Annotated in this window: 15 protein-coding genes, 1 tRNA gene and 1 pseudogene; 5 read left to right on the forward strand and 12 right to left on the reverse strand. The window is 44.0% G+C overall.

Annotation, left to right across the window (positions count from 1 at the left end; all coding sequences use genetic code 11):
• Positions 1-8: 8 nt before the first annotated feature.
• The 7 genes and pseudogenes from secD to queA all read right to left on the reverse strand — a co-directional run bounded on the left by secD (position 9) and on the right by queA (position 7,276).
• Positions 9-1,907, reverse strand: coding sequence for a protein translocase subunit SecD (secD, locus tag C8322_RS02045; protein ID WP_005223230.1), 1,899 nt, complete (start codon positions 1,905-1,907; stop codon positions 9-11).
• Between the two features lie 52 nt (positions 1,908-1,959).
• Positions 1,960-2,289, reverse strand: coding sequence for a preprotein translocase subunit YajC (gene yajC / locus C8322_RS02050; protein ID WP_004816064.1), 330 nt, complete (start codon positions 2,287-2,289; stop codon positions 1,960-1,962).
• Between the two features lie 102 nt (positions 2,290-2,391).
• Positions 2,392-3,522 (reverse strand): tRNA guanosine(34) transglycosylase Tgt, encoded by a 1,131-nt coding sequence (tgt, locus tag C8322_RS02055; protein ID WP_111810321.1) that lies wholly within the window; start codon positions 3,520-3,522, stop codon positions 2,392-2,394.
• A 159-nt stretch (positions 3,523-3,681) separates the two neighbouring features.
• Positions 3,682-4,495: pseudogene (locus C8322_RS02060) on the reverse strand (DUF4303 domain-containing protein).
• A gap of 111 nt (positions 4,496-4,606) precedes the next feature.
• Entirely contained in the window at positions 4,607-5,173 is a 567-nt protein-coding gene (locus C8322_RS02065; protein ID WP_005223221.1) for a LemA family protein, read from the reverse strand.
• A gap of 24 nt (positions 5,174-5,197) precedes the next feature.
• Positions 5,198-6,226, reverse strand: a complete 1,029-nt coding sequence (locus tag C8322_RS02070) for a hypothetical protein (protein WP_111810322.1) — start codon at positions 6,224-6,226, stop codon at positions 5,198-5,200.
• A gap of 15 nt (positions 6,227-6,241) precedes the next feature.
• Positions 6,242-7,276, reverse strand: a complete 1,035-nt coding sequence (gene queA / locus C8322_RS02075; RefSeq protein ID WP_076754267.1) for a tRNA preQ1(34) S-adenosylmethionine ribosyltransferase-isomerase QueA — start codon at positions 7,274-7,276, stop codon at positions 6,242-6,244.
• Positions 7,277-7,444: 168 nt separating this feature from the next.
• Here queA and C8322_RS02080 point away from each other — a divergent pair.
• Positions 7,445-7,531 (forward strand) — tRNA-Leu (locus C8322_RS02080).
• A gap of 165 nt (positions 7,532-7,696) precedes the next feature.
• Here C8322_RS02080 and C8322_RS02085 read toward each other — a convergent pair.
• Entirely contained in the window at positions 7,697-8,149 is a 453-nt protein-coding gene (locus tag C8322_RS02085) for a hypothetical protein (protein ID WP_008306039.1), read from the reverse strand.
• Between the two features lie 181 nt (positions 8,150-8,330).
• Here C8322_RS02085 and C8322_RS02090 point away from each other — a divergent pair, with 181 nt between their 5' ends.
• Positions 8,331-8,753 carry an RcnB family protein gene (locus C8322_RS02090; RefSeq protein ID WP_076754265.1) on the forward strand — a complete coding sequence of 141 codons (423 nt, stop codon included), beginning with the start codon at positions 8,331-8,333 and terminating at the stop codon, positions 8,751-8,753.
• Positions 8,754-8,973: 220 nt separating this feature from the next.
• Here C8322_RS02090 and C8322_RS02095 read toward each other — a convergent pair whose 3' ends face one another.
• Positions 8,974-9,468, reverse strand: a complete 495-nt coding sequence (locus C8322_RS02095; RefSeq protein WP_004891463.1) for a phosphate-starvation-inducible protein PsiE — start codon at positions 9,466-9,468, stop codon at positions 8,974-8,976.
• Positions 9,469-9,649: 181 nt separating this feature from the next.
• On the opposite strand from C8322_RS02095, the gene C8322_RS02100 reads away from it, so the two are divergent.
• Positions 9,650-9,856, forward strand: coding sequence for a hypothetical protein (locus tag C8322_RS02100; RefSeq protein ID WP_004891465.1), 207 nt, complete (start codon positions 9,650-9,652; stop codon positions 9,854-9,856).
• A gap of 54 nt (positions 9,857-9,910) precedes the next feature.
• On the opposite strand, the gene C8322_RS02105 is transcribed toward C8322_RS02100, so the two are convergent.
• From C8322_RS02105 to C8322_RS02115, 3 genes are all read right to left on the reverse strand, one after another.
• The gene (locus tag C8322_RS02105) at positions 9,911-11,692 is read right to left on the reverse strand and encodes an acyl-CoA dehydrogenase C-terminal domain-containing protein (RefSeq protein WP_008305513.1); all 1,782 of its coding nucleotides are present in this window, start codon (positions 11,690-11,692) and stop codon (positions 9,911-9,913) included.
• 170 nt (positions 11,693-11,862) lie between these two features.
• The gene (locus C8322_RS02110; protein ID WP_111810323.1) at positions 11,863-13,665 is read right to left on the reverse strand and encodes an acyl-CoA dehydrogenase C-terminal domain-containing protein; all 1,803 of its coding nucleotides are present in this window, start codon (positions 13,663-13,665) and stop codon (positions 11,863-11,865) included.
• A 328-nt stretch (positions 13,666-13,993) separates the two neighbouring features.
• Positions 13,994-14,623: a hypothetical protein gene (locus C8322_RS02115; RefSeq protein WP_111810324.1), complete on the reverse strand. Its 630-nt coding sequence runs from the start codon at positions 14,621-14,623 to the stop codon at positions 13,994-13,996.
• Between the two features lie 136 nt (positions 14,624-14,759).
• On the opposite strand from C8322_RS02115, the gene baeS reads away from it, so the two are divergent.
• A complete protein-coding gene (gene baeS / locus C8322_RS02120; RefSeq protein ID WP_008305507.1) occupies positions 14,760-16,415 on the forward strand; it encodes a sensor histidine kinase efflux regulator BaeS in 1,656 nt (551 codons plus the stop codon).
• Positions 16,416-16,427: 12 nt separating this feature from the next.
• Positions 16,428-17,114 carry a response regulator gene (locus C8322_RS02125; protein WP_008305505.1) on the forward strand — a complete coding sequence of 229 codons (687 nt, stop codon included), beginning with the start codon at positions 16,428-16,430 and terminating at the stop codon, positions 17,112-17,114.
• Positions 17,115-17,350: the final 236 nt, after the last annotated feature.

A 17,350-nucleotide genomic window follows, 5' to 3' on the forward strand; every position in this document is an offset into this window, starting at 1 on the left:
TGATCTCCTTAAATGCTCAACTTTTTCAAGTTACGTTTTTTGCCATAGATAATCTGTACAATCGCACGGGTTACAGTAATTGCTGTAAACATCGAGCAGACAATACCAATCATCAGGGTCACGGCAAAGCCTTTGATCGGGCCGGTACCAATCGCGAACAGAATGAACGCTACCAGGAAGGTAGTTAAGTTCGAGTCGAAAATGGTGTTATAGGCTCGGTCATAACCGGCGACAATGGCCTGTTTCGGCGAAGCGCCCCATTTCATTTCTTCCCGTATTCGTTCACAGATCAGGACGTTGGCATCGACCGCCATACCAATGGTAATCACGATACCGGCAATACCTGGCAAGGTAAGCGAAGCACCAATCCATGACATGACTGTCAGGATCATCGCCAGGTTAAATACTAGGGCAAAGTTGGCAATCACACCAAACAGACGGAAGAACACGACCATCCAGATCGCCACCAAGATAAAGCCGATTTGGGTAGACAATACACCTTTATCGATGTTTTCCTGCCCCAGACTTGGACCAATCACACGTTCTTCAACAAAGTACATTGGCGCGGCCAGTGCACCGGCACGTAACATCAAGGCAAGTTCAGACGCTTCCTGTGGAGAATCCAGACCGGTAATACGGAACTGAGAGCCCAATACCGCCTGAATGGTTGCCGCGTTAATTACCACAGATTCGGTATATGGCGTACGAACTTCAGTTTGCTGACCTGTTGCAGGATCTTCAACATAGCTGATCTTCTGCTTGTTCTCGATGAACAGTACAGCCATACGTTTGCCAACAGCATTACGTGTGGCATCGGACATGAGCTTACCGCCCGCAGCATCGAGGGTAATGTTCACCTCAGCACCACCAGTGTCCTGGCTAAAGCCACTTGAGGCATTTTGAACACGCTCACCCGTCAGAATACGGGTACGGTTTAGCAATAACTGACGACCGCTGTCTAGAGATTCATAAGCAAATGCTTCAGTACCAGGGGGCAAGGTACCTGTTGCCTGACCCGTATATGGGTCGATATATTGATCGTTCAGATCTGAGACCAGACGGAACTCGAGGTTTGCAGTACGGCCAAGGACACGTTTTGCCTCAGCAGTATCCTGAACACCAGGAAGTTCAACCACAATACGGTTGCTGCCCTGAGTTTGTACCAGTGCTTCAGCCACACCTAGCTCGTTAATACGGTTACGTAGTGTGGTTAAGTTCTGGTTGACTGCATAGCTTTCAATTTCCTGCTTACGCACATCGGTATAGTTCAGGCGCAGGGTAGATCCGGTATCCGTCGCTACAGCCTGCTGGGTGAACTCATTGTCATTACGGCGCAGAAAGTCCATTACCGCAGAACGATCATCATTATTGGCAAACTGCATGGTAATGGTGTTGTTGCTAAGGGTCAGGCTGTTGAATTTCAGATTGTTATCACGTAATTGACGACGTAGGTCAGTTGCCGATGTTTCCATACGCTGCGCAATCGCCTTGTCCATATCCACTTCTAGCAGGAAGTGAACACCACCACGCAAATCCAGACCCAGCTTCATTGGCTTGGCGCCAATTTTTTGCAGCCATTCTGGTGTTGTTGGTGCAAGGTTCAATGCTACAACATAATCATCGCCCAGGCCGCGACGCAGTGCTTCCTTGGCTTTGAGCTGTGCTTCGCTAGAATCAACGCGGAGTAAGGCCGCATTGTTGCTGAAGCTGTTGTCATGAGTTGCAATATTTTCAGTTTTTAATAATTGCTCTGCTCTTTGTACGATGCCCGCATCGATCTGAGTGCCGGCTTTGGCACCCGAAATCTGTACGGCAGGTTCATCTGGATACAAACTAGGCAGGGCATATAATGTACTGATCGCCAGGACAACCAGGATCAGTACATATTTCCATGCTGGGTAACGCATTTGTTTTCTTCTTAAAATTAAAAAGTCGTGCAGGGAGCACGACTTCTTTTGATTAAATGTTATTTAAAGTGCCTTCAGGAAGTACTGAGACCACGCTCGCACGCTGAACTTTTACTTCCACGCCACGGTTGAGTTCAACCACAGCAAAGTCACCTTCAATTTTTGTGATTCTGCCCATTAAGCCGCCTGCAAATACCACTTCGCTACCAACACCCAGACTTTCAATCAGTGCACGATGCTCTTTGGCACGTTTAGATTGAGGACGCCAGATCAGGAAATAGAAGATTGCTACGAATACCGCAATCATCAAAAGGTTCGCCATCAGGCTTGGTTGTTGTGCAGCTTCACCTGCAGCGTGAGCAGTCGAAATAAATAGGCTCATTTACATTTTCCTAAACTAAAAATGGTTAATTAACTGAATGATAATAAATTGACTTGTTCTGCAATTTACCTTGTCTTTTTCTTTAGCGCAAATACTGAAAGATTAATCTTCAGGACAAGGCGGCACTTGCATGCCACGGCGGGCATAAAAGTCCTCAACAAATTGCTCGAATGTGCCTTGATCCAGTGCTTCGCGCATCGCTTCAGTCAGGCGCAGGTAATAGCGCAAGTTATGAATCGTACCCAGCATAGAACCTAGCATTTCACCGCATTTCTCCAGGTGAAACAGGTAGGCACGGCTAAAGTTTTGGCAAGTGTAGCAATCGCAGGCTGGATCTAGCGGACTTTGGTCATGACGGTATTTCGCGTTACGGATACGTACTAAACCGCCGGTCACAAAATAATGACCGTTACGTGCATTTCGGGTTGGCATTACGCAGTCGAACATATCGACACCACGGCGTACTGCTTCCACGATATCTTCCGGTTTGCCGACACCCATCAGGTAACGTGGTTTGTCTTCCGGCATTTTCTCTGGAAGATAATCCAGCACCTTGATCATTTCTTCTTTCGGTTCACCAACAGACAGACCACCAATGGCATAACCATCAAAGCCGATTTCAAGCAGGCCTTTTAAGGATTCATCACGCAAATCTTCGTACATACCGCCTTGAATAATCCCGAACAGGGCATTGCGGTTTTTCAGTACGTCGTGATGTTGAGTCTTACAGCGTTTTGCCCAACGTAAAGACAGTTGCAGCGATTTTTGTGCTTCTTCATGCGTTGCCGGATAAGGCGTACATTCGTCAAAAATCATCACGATGTCAGAGTTCAGGGTGTGCTGAATGTCCATCGAGATTTCAGGAGACAGGAATACTTTGGAACCATCAATCGGCGAGCGGAAGGTCACACCTTCCTCCTTGATTTTGCGCATCGCACCGAGGCTAAACACCTGGAAACCACCAGAATCGGTCAGGATCGGGTTGTTCCATTTCATGAACTGATGCAGACCACCATGGTCACGGATGACATCCAGACCTGGACGCAGGTACAGATGGAAGGTATTGCCCAGAATTACCTGAGACTTAATTTCTTTAATGTCACGAGGCAACATGCCTTTTACCGTGCCATAAGTCCCCACCGGCATGAACATTGGGGTTTCAACCACGCCATGCTCAAGCGTTAAACGGCCACGACGGGCACGGCCCGACTGCGCTAATTTTTCAAACTTCATAGGAGTTCCAAATCAAGGCGAAAAAACAGTTCACTGATTGTTAATGCTAAAACCGGCTATTTTCCTTGATTCTGACCGTAAACACCAGCGCTCCATCCAGTCCGGGCTGTTTTATTTATGTTGCCTGTATGAATAAAAAATGAAGAATAAGCTTGTGATCTAACGTTCAAACTGGCTGATGTGCTCCTGAATTTCCGCTTGTGTCATGGCACAACTGCCATCAATTTCAGTTGCCATCGCTGCGATATGCTGGATCAGTTTCTGGATATAAAAATTGGCATCGACAAAATGCGGTTCCAAGGTCAGTAAATAGGCCTGATGGGCAACATGTAAATAATCATAAGCTTCTAACTTGACCAGCTGCGCCAGATCAATCAGCAGATCTTTATCGTTCTGGTTTAGCTTAAATGACTTTGACATAGCAGGTTGATTTGCAGGCTGTTTGCTGAACAGAAACTGTTGTCTTAATGGACTTTCCTGATTTAGAGAAATAGCAGATTGGAATTCTATTTGTGGCTGTGTTGGCATATGGATAAAAAACACAATCCGGTTTAAGTCCAAGCCATAATCCTGTTCTAAAGCATCACGTGCCTGTTGAAAGAGCTTTAAAAGTACATCCAGCGTATTGGCCTGATCGGTCTTGCTATGTTCCAGCAAAGGATTGCCGAAACTATGCTGGTTCTTGAAATAGCTGTCCAGCAGTGCACGAAACTGCGTCATACCGTTACTAGAGCTATGGACGGTACGGTAGCCATTTCGCTGCATTCCAGCGTTCAGTTTCAGACAGATACTGTGCACGATCTTCCTGATCATTAAAAATACTACGTTCGGTTGAAATGGCGAGATAATCCATTCGCAGAAACTCGTCAAAGACCAGGCTACAGGCATATATTTCGTCGTCACTATAATGATCATAGAGTTGATAAAATTTCTTGATCAGGACTTCCTTTAAGGTATCGAGATGATCCAGCATAGTTTTAATTCTTTATTTTTATTCTGAAGCAAACTGCCTTAGCTGGAATCTCCTGATTCATCGCTAAGGCAGTTGGGTATTTCTTATCATCGCATGAATATACGTCAGGGTTTAAAAATTCGGACGATAGTCAAAACTTTGGGTCACGGCCTGATCGCGGAAGGGACGCACAGCTTTCTTTTGTAGCAGCATGTTATTGATTATATTATGCGGGAAAACCTGAATCTGGTTATTAAACAGTTCGACATTGCGATTATAGATACTGATTGCGGCACCGACATTTTCATTCTGTTCTTCAATTTCGTTCATCATTTTCAGATAAATTTCATTGGCTTTCAATTCAGGATAGTTTTCGATCACCACATTCAGGTTATGCATCAGCTCCCGGTTCAGGCTTTCGATCCGTTGTAATTGCCCAATATCGGCATCTTTAATATTCAGGTTCATGATGTTCTGACGCAGTTCAGTCACTTTCTCCAGCGTGCCTTTTTCGAAACTGGAATACTGTTCGACCAAAGGTTGCAGGCCATCTAGAATTTTCAGTTTCTGCCGTTCATAGCTGGCAACATCAGACCATGCCCGAATTGTGGCATTATGATAACGTACGATGCTGTTACGGATCATGATGATGGCAACAATCAGCAGAATCGGGATAATGACAAAAACAACAAATCCCATAAAAGCAGTCCCCAGAGAAAATAATTATTTTAAAAACTGAATCAGGTCAGTTTGCAGCTTTTCCAGTTGTACTAATTTAAACGTTCTCAGATGTCCACGCAATGCAGAAATATCCTGGATATTTTGCTTGCGTTCAGGCGCATTAAAAATGTCATGTGGCCCTAAATAGCACAGCACACGTTGTTGGGGATGAAAAATAAGATCGCCTTCACGGTATTGGAAAAATTGACTTAATCGGAGCACAAAACCCGGGCTGAGCTGTTTAGCCATTTGCATGGGATCTGTGCCATAAAATTTTAAACGCTGATTGGTGCGTATATCACTGCTGTGCCAAGGATGGCGATAAGGTGAGGGGAATGGACGTCTTGATGTGCTAATGGCAAGCCCCTGCACAGAGACATCAAAGACAAATGCACCCCACAAATTTTTATGTTGTTCAATGAGTTTGACGGTATTGCCATTTTTATCGATGGTTTTAATTTCATCTACATAGTGGTATTCAAACAGCAAGACTTGGTGTTCTTGTCCATTTTCATCTAACCATGTGGTGCTGGCATAACGTGAGATGTCATTGCGTAATGAGCCACGTTCAAACACAGGAAAAAGGCGTTTTAAATTGCCAATAAATTGCCGAGGATTAAGTGGCATTGAAATATGCTGTGGCTGTTGTTGAAAGTGGAGATGATATTTATGCGTCAGCACACGTTCTTCTAAATATTCAATTACATCATTGATGGAGCGCTCTTGCTCATAAATCAGATAGGCCCAAAATAACATGCCAAAACCCAAGGCAAAATTGCATTGCAGCCAGAAATTGTGCGGTGCAATGATAAGGCTGAATACTTGCATCAAGCCAAAGAGTGCCAAGAACCACGGCAGGGTGTTTTCAAATTTTAGAGAAATTGAACCTTGCCATGGATGCAAGCCATTAAGAATGTCCTGATGGCTTTTGGCATCACTCGATAAGTGCCACAGCCGATCGATATTTTTAAACACCACTTCATTTTTCTTACGACGAATATGAATGGAGCGTTGCACTGCATCGATCGGCATAGATGGGTCCTGTAATTATTTGGCCTGATCAATCAGCATGGCATCACCATAGCTGAAGAAGCGGTATCTGCTTTCTACGGCATGTTTGTAGGCATTCAGGATATTGTCACGATTTGACAACGCTGAGACCAGCATCAGTAGGGTAGATTCAGGCAAATGGAAGTTGGTAATCAAACGATCAACCACTTTAAACTCATAACCCGGGTAAATGAAAATCTGGGTATCGCCGGTCCAGCCTTTCAGCTCACCGCCATTGGCCTGAGCTGCACTTTCAGTTGCGCGTGTGGCTGTGGTACCGACAGCAATGACTTTATTGCCACGTTCTTTCGTAGCTTTGATCAGGGCCATGGATTCATCAGAGACCTGACACCATTCACTGTGCATAATGTGATTTTCAATATCACTGGTGCGCACTGGTAAAAATGTACCTGCGCCAACATGCAGGGTCACAAACGTTTTTTGAATGCCTTTTTCTTCGAGTTTTTTCAATAAATCTTCGTCAAAGTGCAAGGAAGCTGTCGGTGCAGCCACACTGGCTAATTTTGTTGGGTCATTGAAAACCGTTTGATAGCGTAAAGTATCAATCTCTTCCGCTTCACGGTTGAAATAAGGTGGAATAGGCAGGGCGCCGTATTGATCCAGGACATCTAAAATCGGCTGGGAGAATTCCACAACAAACAGATTCTCATGACGGCCTTGAACAGTCACTTTAACGACATCTGGGCCAATAAACAGTTCAGCACCGGCTTTCGGTGTATTGCTGGCTTTAATGTGACAGTGCGCGATGAACTGATCCATCATGCGTTCAACCAGAACTTCAACTGCACCACCTGACGCACGTTTACCTTTCAGGCGGGCTTTCATCACCTTGGTATCGTTCAGAACCAGCAAATCACCTTCATTCAATAAATCCAGAATGTCGGTAAATTGGTGGTCATGATATTGACCTTCAGCATCGAGGTGTAAAAGGCGGGAAGCACTACGTTGTTCAAGCGGATAGCGAGCAATCAGCTCATCTGGGAGATCAAAGCTAAAATCAGAAAGTTGCATGACAAGTTACGGTAATAAAAACTGGGCGTAGTATAAACTTTTTTCCTTTTTAAGGAGAAAATTGCAGCTTTATAGATCAAAAAAATGAGTTTTGTTTTAAAATTAAACAAATGCAGAGAATCTGCGTTGACATCTGATTGAAACCGAGTAATATACCTTTCATCCACTCCCGAGGTGGTGAAATTGGTAGACGCGGTGGACTCAAAATCCACTGTCAGCGATGACGTGTCGGTTCGAGTCCGACCCTCGGGACCAAAATTCTAAAGAGCCCTAAGCATATTCAGTCTTGGGGTTTTTTATTGCCTGATATTTAATTTAACTATTTTAATTCCTTTAATTTCAGTAACTAAAGTGTTAAATGAATTCTTTGCTATAAAAAAATCCCTCTAAATTTAGAGGGATTTTTTTATTTCAAAAGCTTTAGGGTGCAGGATTTGGTGGAACCAGTTTATCCAAATCTTTATCGGACATCTGGTCGAGCTCAGCAATATCAGTTTTGATTTTCCATTGAGATTCATCATCCACCGGATTCGGCAGGCGTGCTTCTAACCAGTCACATACCACATCCGGCGGGAAATCTGCATGATTGCATTGAATCACCCAGCACAGGAAATCCTTCGCTTCACCATTCATATACGGAGGAGGAGATACCGGTAAAAACTGCGTCGGTAGGCGTTCATTCTTGGAAATATAATTCAGAACATGACCGAGTTCCTGTACAGTTTGCCAAGCCAGCGGATGGTCTACATCAATACGGAACTTGAACCACCATGCCTGCTTGCCATCAGATCCATAGCTATCAATCAGGTTTTTTTGAACACTTGGGACTTTACAGAAATATTCATATAAACGATCAAAACTTAAATCGGACACGATGTTGGACTCAAAATTCGGAAAATCAAAGTTTAGCACAAAGCATGCAGGCAGCACCTGAGCCGCAGCACAAATGTCTTTTCACTATCGGCTGTAAAACCTTGTGGTATAACTGCATAAATTCATATTTCCTCCGTAAATTCTGTATAAAATATAGGCAAACCTATCAAAGGAAGTTCCTATGAAAATCATCTTGTCCAGCGCCTGTCTAGCTGCACTATTATTTGGAGCTTCTGTCCCAGCTGTAGCAGGAAATAACTGGGCCGGCTATACCAGCAAAGAGACTTATAAACGCCCGCAGCATCCACGTCCACCTCAGCAGCATTATCCGCAGCGTCCGCGACCGCCTGCACATCATTATCCGAATCAGTGGGGCCATCCACCGATTCAAAATGGGGTGAGTATTCGTTATCAGGCACCGACCACCATTTATCAAAACTCGACCAGCTATAGCTGGGTAAATGGCGATCCGAATGTGGCACATATTGAAAGCTCACGTTATGTATTGATCAATGACTGGCGCCGTTTGGGTCTGCCTGATCCGCCTGCTGGAATGCACTGGATCTATGAAAATGGACGTTATGTGTTGGTGAATAATCGTTAAACCATCCTAAATGAATGAAGAAATACTTCAGTTATACCTAAATAACTCAAAAAAAAACAAAATAGCTTCCTCACCGGTAAGGAGATGGTTAGGGCGAAATGATTTGAAATAATTGTTTCTCAAATTCTAAATGAGATTGACACGTATACATTAAGTCCCTCTCTTTAACTCTCTCCCAAAGGGAGAGAGTATTCTTCAATACAGTTATGAATAAAATATTTTATGCCAACTCATCATCTTCAGGGCGAGGGGTCTTGCCTTGAGGAACTGGTTTTTCAGTATGCTTGTCTCGGATAATTGATGGATAGTTCCAGGATGCATAACGCACAATTAAAATGGCGAAAGCCAAAATGAGGATAGAACCCGTAATAATCACTTGATCCATACTGGCTTTATGCGTGTGTTGAATATCAGAAATCAAGAGACGTGTCAGCGCAGTAATCGCAATGTAGATCAGGAATCGAACTGGCATATGATTGGTTTTAAAATAAATACCCACCATCGCGCCTAATTCCAGATAAATAAATAACAGCAGAATGTCATCAATACTGGCAAATTTCTTGACTGTCAAAATGTCGATGACGGTATGACCGGCAGACCAGATCACCATACAGCCAATAATGAACAGGGCGAGATAATGAAAACTTTCTACGGCAAGATTACCGCCGCGGTCGAGGAGGGCTTCTATTTTCTTGGCTTTGGAATTAGGTTTCATCACTATGTCCTCCTGATTAAAAATAAATAATTTATAAATCTTAGGAAATTTTCTGCAAATTTCATGCAAAGAAAATGAAAATATGGAAAATAAAAATGTAAAAAGATGAAAAAGTGTACTTTTTTCATACCAAATTGCTATATTGTAGAAGTTATACATCGAATAATGAGGGAGAAAAAAGATGTTAGAAAAAATCCAAAATAAGATTAATCAATTAGAAACAGGCAAAAAATTAATTCTGGGTACAGGGATTAAAAGTGATGACATGCAGAAAGTATTAGAGTTGTGTGAATCTTTGCAGTCTGAAGGGGAAATCCGAATTGTGAACAAGCATCTGAATCCTAAGGTGGCCAATCAGCCAGATACGATTCTGATCGAAAAAGTTTAAAAGCATAATAAAAAAACGCCTGCAATTGCAGGCGTTTTTTATGGCTTAAATATTTTAAGACTGAGTTGTGAAGTATTCTTCAGAGAACTGTGTTAATGCTTCTGAACCTGCTTTGACTTTAGTAATACGCAGTGCCAGTTCAGGCAGAATGCGTTGTACGAAATAACGAGCAAGACCCAGTTTGTTCTGATAGAACTCACCTTGTTTATCTTTCGCAGCATGGGCAATGCGTGCGAACATATAAGAGAAGCTCAACAGGCCTACTGCATGCAGGTAATCTACTGCTGCACCATTCGCATATTCTGGATTTTCTTTCGCAGCTTCAATAATATGCTGGGTTACTGCTTCAACTTCTGCAGCCGCATCAAGGGTCGCATCTTTAATGAAGTTCAGGTCAGCATCCAGTGCATTGGTAAAATCACGGATTTCCTGAATGTATTCAGCAATAAATTCACCATTACATTTAATGGTCTTACGGCCAATCAAGTCTTGTGATTGAACACCGTTAGTCCCTTCGTAAATCTGTGAAATACGTAAATCACGGATACACTGTTCCATGCCCCATTCACGAATATAACCATGACCACCGAAGACCATTTGTGCATCAAGTGTTGCATTGAAGGCTGTATCAGTCAGATACGCTTTCGCGATCGGTGTTAACAGGGCAACACGATCATTGGCTTTCTTAATTGCTTCTGCATCAGTCGAGAACTTGGTGATGTCAAGCTGTTGACCAACGTACACAGCGAATGCACGAGAGGCTTCATTGTTTGCACGCACATTTAAAAGCATACGACGTACATCGCCATGTACTAGAATGCTGTCTGCTGGTTTGTTTGGAGACTGAACGCCAGAAGCACTACGGCCTTGCAGACGATCTGTCGCATATTGTGCCGCATTTTGGTAAGCGAATTCAGAAGCGCCTAGGCCCTGGATACCCATAGACAGACGTTCATAGTTCATCATTACGAACATGGCTGCCAGACCTTCGTTTTCTTTACCTACCAGATAACCTTTGGCACCGTCGAAGTTCATGACACAAGTGGCAGATGCTTTGATCCCCATTTTGTGTTCAATCGAACCTGGACCTACCGGGTTACGTTCGCCCATCGAACCATCTTCATTCACCAGGAATTTAGGCACGATGAACAGGGAAATACCGCGAGAGCCCGCAGGCGCATCCGGTGTTTTTGCCAATACCAGGTGAATAATGTTTTCAGCCAGGTCGTGGTCACCACCAGTAATGAAGATTTTGGTACCGGTAATGCTGTAAGTACCATCACCATTGCGTTCAGCTTTGGTTTTGATAATACCCAGGTCAGTACCCGCATGTGGTTCGGTTAAACACATGGTACCTGACCATTCGCCAGAATAGATTTTTGGCAGGTAAGTTTCTTTTTGCGCTTGAGAACCATAGCTGTTCAATGCCATACCCGCACCGACAGACAGTAATGGATACAGCATGAAAGACGGGTTAGTAGCAAAAAGCATTTCATCTGACAGAACGGTCAGCATTTTTGGCATTTCCTGACCACCCCATTCAGCATCAGCACCAAGGCCAATCCAGCCGCCTTCAGCATATTGTTTGAATGCTTCTTTAAAACCTGCAGGTGTGGTCACAGCGCCATTTTCATATTTCGCGCCTTCTTCATCACCGGTACGGTTCAACGGAAGGGTGACGTTCTGCGCAAATTTAGCCATTTCTTCAAGAATTGCTTCTGCTGTTGCAGCGTCCAAATGGGCTAAATTTTCATTGGCTTGCCAGAATTGTTCGGCATTGAATACATCGTTCAGGATGAATTTCATATCGGCAAGTGGCGCGTTATAAATTGGCATAGTGGGTCACCTGTTTCTTGTTTGAATCGATTGATTTTGAGTCAGTCTAATGCATTAAAAATCTTATTGTTAGACGACTAAAGGTTAATTCTGTAATGCTTTATAAAGAAAAAGGACGCTTTAAAAGTAACCGTCCTTTTCCTTGTTTCTGCATTTAAAATTGTATCAGCTTAGAATGCGAAATGTTCCGCATCCAGGCTCATTAACGGCTCTACACCAGTCGCAATCACGTCAACATGCGAGCGTACACGTGGCAGGATCTTCTTGAAGTAGAAGCGTGCAGTGGTTACTTTGGCATTGTAGAAGTCGACATCGGTAGTACCCGCAGCCAAGGCTTCTTGTGCAACCAGTGCCATACGAGCCCATAGGTAAGCAAGCGTTACATAGCCAGAGAAATACATGTAATCAACTGCCGCAGCACCGACTTCTTCAGGGTTTTGCATTGCACGCATACCAATTTGCATGGTCAAATCGCCCCATTCTTTGTTCAGCGCTGCAAGCGGTTCAACAAATTCTTGCATTGCTGCGTTGTCTTTGTTGGCTTCTGCGAATTTGTGAATGATCTTGGTGAAGTCTTTCAGCATCGCGCCTTGCGTACCCAGAACCTTACGACCTAACAAGTCAAGTGCTTGGATTTCAGTAGTACCTTCGTATAAGCAAGCAATACGTGTATCACGTACGATTTGCTCCATACCGTGCTCGGAAATAAAGCCGTGACCACCAAACACCTGTACACCGTGTTTTGCAGCTTCTGAACCGGTTTCGGTCAGGAAGGCTTTGGCAATTGGCGTCAATAAAGACAAGATGTTGTCAGAGAATTTACGATCTTCTTCAGTTGCACCTTGTTCAACGATATCTGCGTGTAGACTCAACAGATGCACTAGTGCACGACCACCTTCAGCAAATGCTTTTTGAGTTAACAGCATATTACGTACTGCTGGGTGAACGATAATCGGGTCTGCTTCTTTGTCAGGTGCTTTAGGGCCAGTTAAAGAACGCATTGCCAAACGGTCTTTCGCATAAGCCAATGCACCTTGGAAAGAAGACTCAGATGCAGACAAACCTTGTACAGCAGTACCGATACGTGCAGTGTTCATGAAAGTGAACATGCAGTTCAGACCACGGTTTTCAGGTCCAATCAGGAAGCCTTTTGCGTTATCAAAGTTGATGACACACGTTGCATTACCATGGATCCCCATTTTGTGTTCGATCGAACCACAACGTACGCCATTACGCTCACCGATAGAACCGTCAGCATTCAGGTTGAACTTCGGTACAATGAACAGCGAAATACCTTTAGTACCTTTAGGTGCACCCGGTAGACGAGCCAGTACGATATGGATGATGTTTTCAGCCATGTCATGTTCACCAGCAGAGATAAAGATCTTCTCGCCAGAGATTGCATAGCTGCCGTCCGCTTGTGGCTCAGCTTTAGTACGGATAATACCCAGGTCAGAACCTGCATGAGATTCTGTCAGACACATCGTACCTGTCCAGACACCTGATACCAGGTTAGGCAGGTAAGTATCTTTTTGTTCTTGAGAACCATGGTGTTCTAAAGTACGTACAGCACCATGAGAAAGGCCAGGGTACATGCCCCATGCCCAGTTCGCAGTACCGACCATTTCAGAAATGGTAATACCTAAAGAGTTCGGTAAGCCTTGACCGCCATATTGCTCTTCCGCAGAAAGAGAAGGGAAGCCAAGTTCGATGTATTTTTGATACGCTTCTTTGAAGCCTGTTGGAGTCGTTACAACACCGTCGTTCCAGGTACAGCCTTCGCGGTCACCCACCTGGTTTAAAGGAGATAATTCATTTTCACAGAAATCAGCGGCAGCTTCCAGGTACTGGTCTACGAGCTCACGGCTTACGTTATCTTGGAATGCAGGCAGGCTGGCATAATGTTGTTCAACATTTAAAAGCTCATGCAAAACAAATTGCATATCACGTAGTGGCGCTTTGTATTGTGGCATATCGGTTTCCTCAATACTGGTTTATACCAGCGTTATAATCCTGAATTAAATTGAAACGTGCCTTCATTGACACGTATTGACATGGTCTAATCGTGCAACATCTTCCTTGTTGGCACAAGCATTTCAAGGCTATTTCTTGGTGACTGTAAAGTCAAAGATAATTACCCTTGAAATCTTAAGTATATTGAGTGTAAACGTTTTTATAAAAAAATATCTGACACGAATGGTCAAAAACCTGCACACTTATATAGACTTAGTTCTAACAATCAACACGCATAAAAAAAGACACCCGGAAGTGCCTTTTTAACAATAAATTTGAAACGTTCAGTTAAGAAGTCTTAACGGCTGGTGCTTTAACTGGAGCATTTGGCTGGAAACGGACGTGACACTGACCATTAATGGTTTTTTCACCTATTTTGAGCTGTACAGCTGCGCCATCTTTTTTACCCTGACAGGCCTGAACAGCAGCTTTTTGCTGTGCCTGACGTTGAGCCAGACGCTGGTCGAACTGTTTTACCATTTCCGCACGTTGCGCATCAGTCAGTGCTTCACCACGGTTTAATGCTCCGCGAAAGTCACCACGCATTGGGCGATGTTCACCTTTCATACCACGGAACTCGCCACGCGCAGCTTTCATATCTTTACGGTCTGCTTTGAAAGAGATCTGACAAATACCGTCTACAGTTTTATCACCGGCTTTCACCTGAACTGTACTGCCAACAGCTTTGTTATCACAGGCCTGTTGCATTTGCTTATGCAGCTGCGCACGTTGTGCACGCATTTGCTTGAACTGTTCACGCTGTTCTGCAGTCAGATGACGACCTATATGATCTTGTTGATGTTTCATCATTTGCGGATGATCTTCACTTGGTGCATGCTTAGTCGATTGACACGCGGTCAATGCCCCCATTGATAACACACTTGCACCCAGGACGATGATTTTTGTCATTGCTTTCATTGTATTTGTCTCCAAGCCACGAGCCTGATCTGTATGTTGCAAAGAATAAACAATAAAGATGAAGAAACAATGAAGAGTTTTTTCAGCTTGTGTTCGCTACAATAATGAATCTAGAGGAAAAACTGAGAATCTGCTTTTGAATATTCGCCGCATTCCGATTGCACTCCGGCTGTTTTTAACAGTGCTGTTTACCACCTTGGTGATTACCACGGTGAGTCTCGGTGTGCTTCATCTCAACATGCAGCGTAATTTCACTCGCTATGTTGCCGATGTGGAAATGCAGAAACTGGATCATGTCATTGAAAACCTGGCCGAAGTCTATGGCGTTTATAATGACTGGGGCAATGCAATTCAGGCTCAGATTCTACAGATCGAAGGTGAGGCAGCGCCGGATGATTATGACCGTCTGTCACGCTGGTGGTTACGTCGTCAGTATGATATTGCCTTACAGCAACGTTATTTTCAGGATCACACCTTAGCCAATGTAGCACCAAGCCTGATGGGCACAGATGCTGAACAACGTACTGTAAATGAGGAAGAACTGCGTGTATTGGCAGCAAATTTACCTTCGCAGTTTCAGCCTTTTGAAGGTTTGAAGTTCCCGCTGAGTTCTAATCAGAACCTGTTTAGAACCGATCGTAAAAATGGCTCGCAGTTAACAACGCAGCCGCAAGCGGGTAAAAAACAGTTTATCCAGATGCCTGACCGTTTGGGTCTGAGTTCACGTTTATCTCTTTATGATGCCAAACGCCGTTTTGTCGTGGGTGAACCTTCCGATGAGCAGATTTCTTATCGCCCGATTATGGTAGACGATAAAATTGTCGGTTACCTGGGGCTAAAACCGGTACTGGATCAGGAAGATGCATTAAGTATCAATTTCTTTAGTAATCAGAAACGTTACCTGTTCCTGGTATATGGCCTTAGTATCCTGACCAGTCTCATCGCTGCACTCCTGTTAGCGACTTATTTCAAAAAGCCGATTCAACGCTTATTGCAAGGTACACGTGAGTTAACCAAAGGCAATTATCAGCATCAGGTTAAAGTTAACCGCAATGATGAGCTGGGTGATTTATCCAATGAGTTAAATCAATTGGCTATCATTCTCAATCAACATGAGACTTCACGTCGCCAATGGGTAGCGGATACCTCACATGAACTGAAAACGCCACTCGCCGTGTTGCAGGCACAGATTGAAGCGATGCAGGATGGAATTCGTAAGCCCACTCCAGAACATTTTGCTTCGATGCTGGCACAGGTGACCAGTCTGAAAAAACTGACTCTAGATTTGGCAGCCCTGGCACAGGCTGATGCCCAGCAATTGCAGATGTATGTCAGTACGATTAATCCATGGGATGTGGTACAGCAGGAATTAATGAACTTCCATCCAAAGTTTGAACAGGCGCAATTAACTGTGACTGCGGAAGGTGAAGGCGCAGACGTAGAGCTAGATCTGGACCGCTTTAAACAGATCGTGGCTAATTTGCTGAGCAACAGTATTCGCTATACTGAAGCGGGTGGACAGGTACATATTCATACTGAACAGAATGACAAAGAATGGACCTTATATGTCGATGACAGTCCGTTTGGTCTGACCGATGAACAGCTGGCCCGAATAGGTGAACGTTTCTATCGTGTAGATGACTCGCGTACCCGTGCCACTGGTGGTACCGGACTGGGTTTGGCATTATCGTGTAAAATTACGCAAGCATTAGGTGGAAGTTTAAGCTTCGATCATTCGCCACTCGGTGGATTACGTTGCAAGCTGACTTTTCCTAAACAAATAAAATCATAAGGAAGTTTATTCATGAAACACATTATGCTGGTTGAAGACGAAGTCGAACTTGCACAATTGGTGCGAGACTATCTAGAAGCTGCTGGTTTTGAAGTCAGCATGTTTCATGATGGACAGGAAGCTTATAACAGTTTCACTCAACGTAAGCCGAGCCTGATGATTCTGGACCTGATGGTGCCACGTATGGATGGCCTGACCATCTGCCGTAAGGTGCGTGAGCAGTCCGATCTACCGATTATTATGGTGACGGCACGTACTGAAGAAATTGACCGTGTACTCGGCCTGAATATGGGTGCAGATGACTACATCTGTAAACCATTTAGTCCGAAGGAACTGGTCGCGCGCGTGCAGGCAGTTCTACGCCGTCTGGATCGCAAGGCCGAACCGGAAAGCAATGATTTGTTCCGTATGGATAAATCGCAACAGCGCATCTGGTATCAACAAAAAGCGCTGAACCTGACCCCAACAGAATTCCGTTTATTAGAACTGTTTTTGGAGCATGTGGGTCAGGTGTATTCACGTGCGCAATTGCTGGATCATATTAACCCGGACAGCTTCGATGTGGCGGACCGTGTGATTGACAATCATATCAAGAACCTGCGCCGCAAGATTTCCGAGGCTGCTGAAACGGGTAACCGTCATGAGTGGATTCAGGCAGTTTATGGTGTGGGTTATCGTTTTGAATATCCTGAGGACTAACTCTGGTTCAAGGAAAGCACGAAAGCGAATAGATTTTCTCTATTCGCTTTTTTATCCACTAAAGAATACTGTGGTACGTTTTACTATAAAAATAGCGCGATAAAAGCAACTTAAATGGATAACTGAATTGGTGAGGAATAGGAGATCGATATTCGAGCACGTAAAAATTTAATGAAAGAAACCTTCTTAAATAGGACTTACGCATTGACAGATTCAAAAAAGTATTAAAATACTTT

It is taken from the genome of Acinetobacter sp. SM1B (assembly GCF_003289665.1).
Classification (GTDB): domain Bacteria; phylum Pseudomonadota; class Gammaproteobacteria; order Pseudomonadales; family Moraxellaceae; genus Acinetobacter; species Acinetobacter schindleri.

Excerpts from the sequence above, each read along its gene's own strand:
- secD (WP_005223230.1), bottom strand. The coding sequence starts at position 1,907 with ATGCGTTACCCAGCATGGAAATATGTACTGATCCTGGTTGTCCTGGCG.
- yajC (WP_004816064.1), bottom strand. The coding sequence starts at position 2,289 with ATGAGCCTATTTATTTCGACTGCTCACGCTGCAGGTGAAGCTGCACAA.
- tgt (WP_111810321.1), bottom strand. The coding sequence starts at position 3,522 with ATGAAGTTTGAAAAATTAGCGCAGTCGGGCCGTGCCCGTCGTGGCCGT.
- C8322_RS02065 (WP_005223221.1), bottom strand. The coding sequence starts at position 5,173 with ATGGGATTTGTTGTTTTTGTCATTATCCCGATTCTGCTGATTGTTGCC.
- C8322_RS02070 (WP_111810322.1), bottom strand. The coding sequence starts at position 6,226 with ATGCCGATCGATGCAGTGCAACGCTCCATTCATATTCGTCGTAAGAAA.
- queA (WP_076754267.1), bottom strand. The coding sequence starts at position 7,276 with ATGCAACTTTCTGATTTTAGCTTTGATCTCCCAGATGAGCTGATTGCT.
- C8322_RS02090 (WP_076754265.1), top strand. The coding sequence starts at position 8,331 with ATGAAAATCATCTTGTCCAGCGCCTGTCTAGCTGCACTATTATTTGGA.
- C8322_RS02095 (WP_004891463.1), bottom strand. The coding sequence starts at position 9,468 with ATGAAACCTAATTCCAAAGCCAAGAAAATAGAAGCCCTCCTCGACCGC.
- C8322_RS02100 (WP_004891465.1), top strand. The coding sequence starts at position 9,650 with ATGTTAGAAAAAATCCAAAATAAGATTAATCAATTAGAAACAGGCAAA.
- C8322_RS02105 (WP_008305513.1), bottom strand. The coding sequence starts at position 11,692 with ATGCCAATTTATAACGCGCCACTTGCCGATATGAAATTCATCCTGAAC.
- C8322_RS02110 (WP_111810323.1), bottom strand. The coding sequence starts at position 13,665 with ATGCCACAATACAAAGCGCCACTACGTGATATGCAATTTGTTTTGCAT.
- C8322_RS02115 (WP_111810324.1), bottom strand. The coding sequence starts at position 14,623 with ATGAAAGCAATGACAAAAATCATCGTCCTGGGTGCAAGTGTGTTATCA.
- C8322_RS02125 (WP_008305505.1), top strand. The coding sequence starts at position 16,428 with ATGAAACACATTATGCTGGTTGAAGACGAAGTCGAACTTGCACAATTG.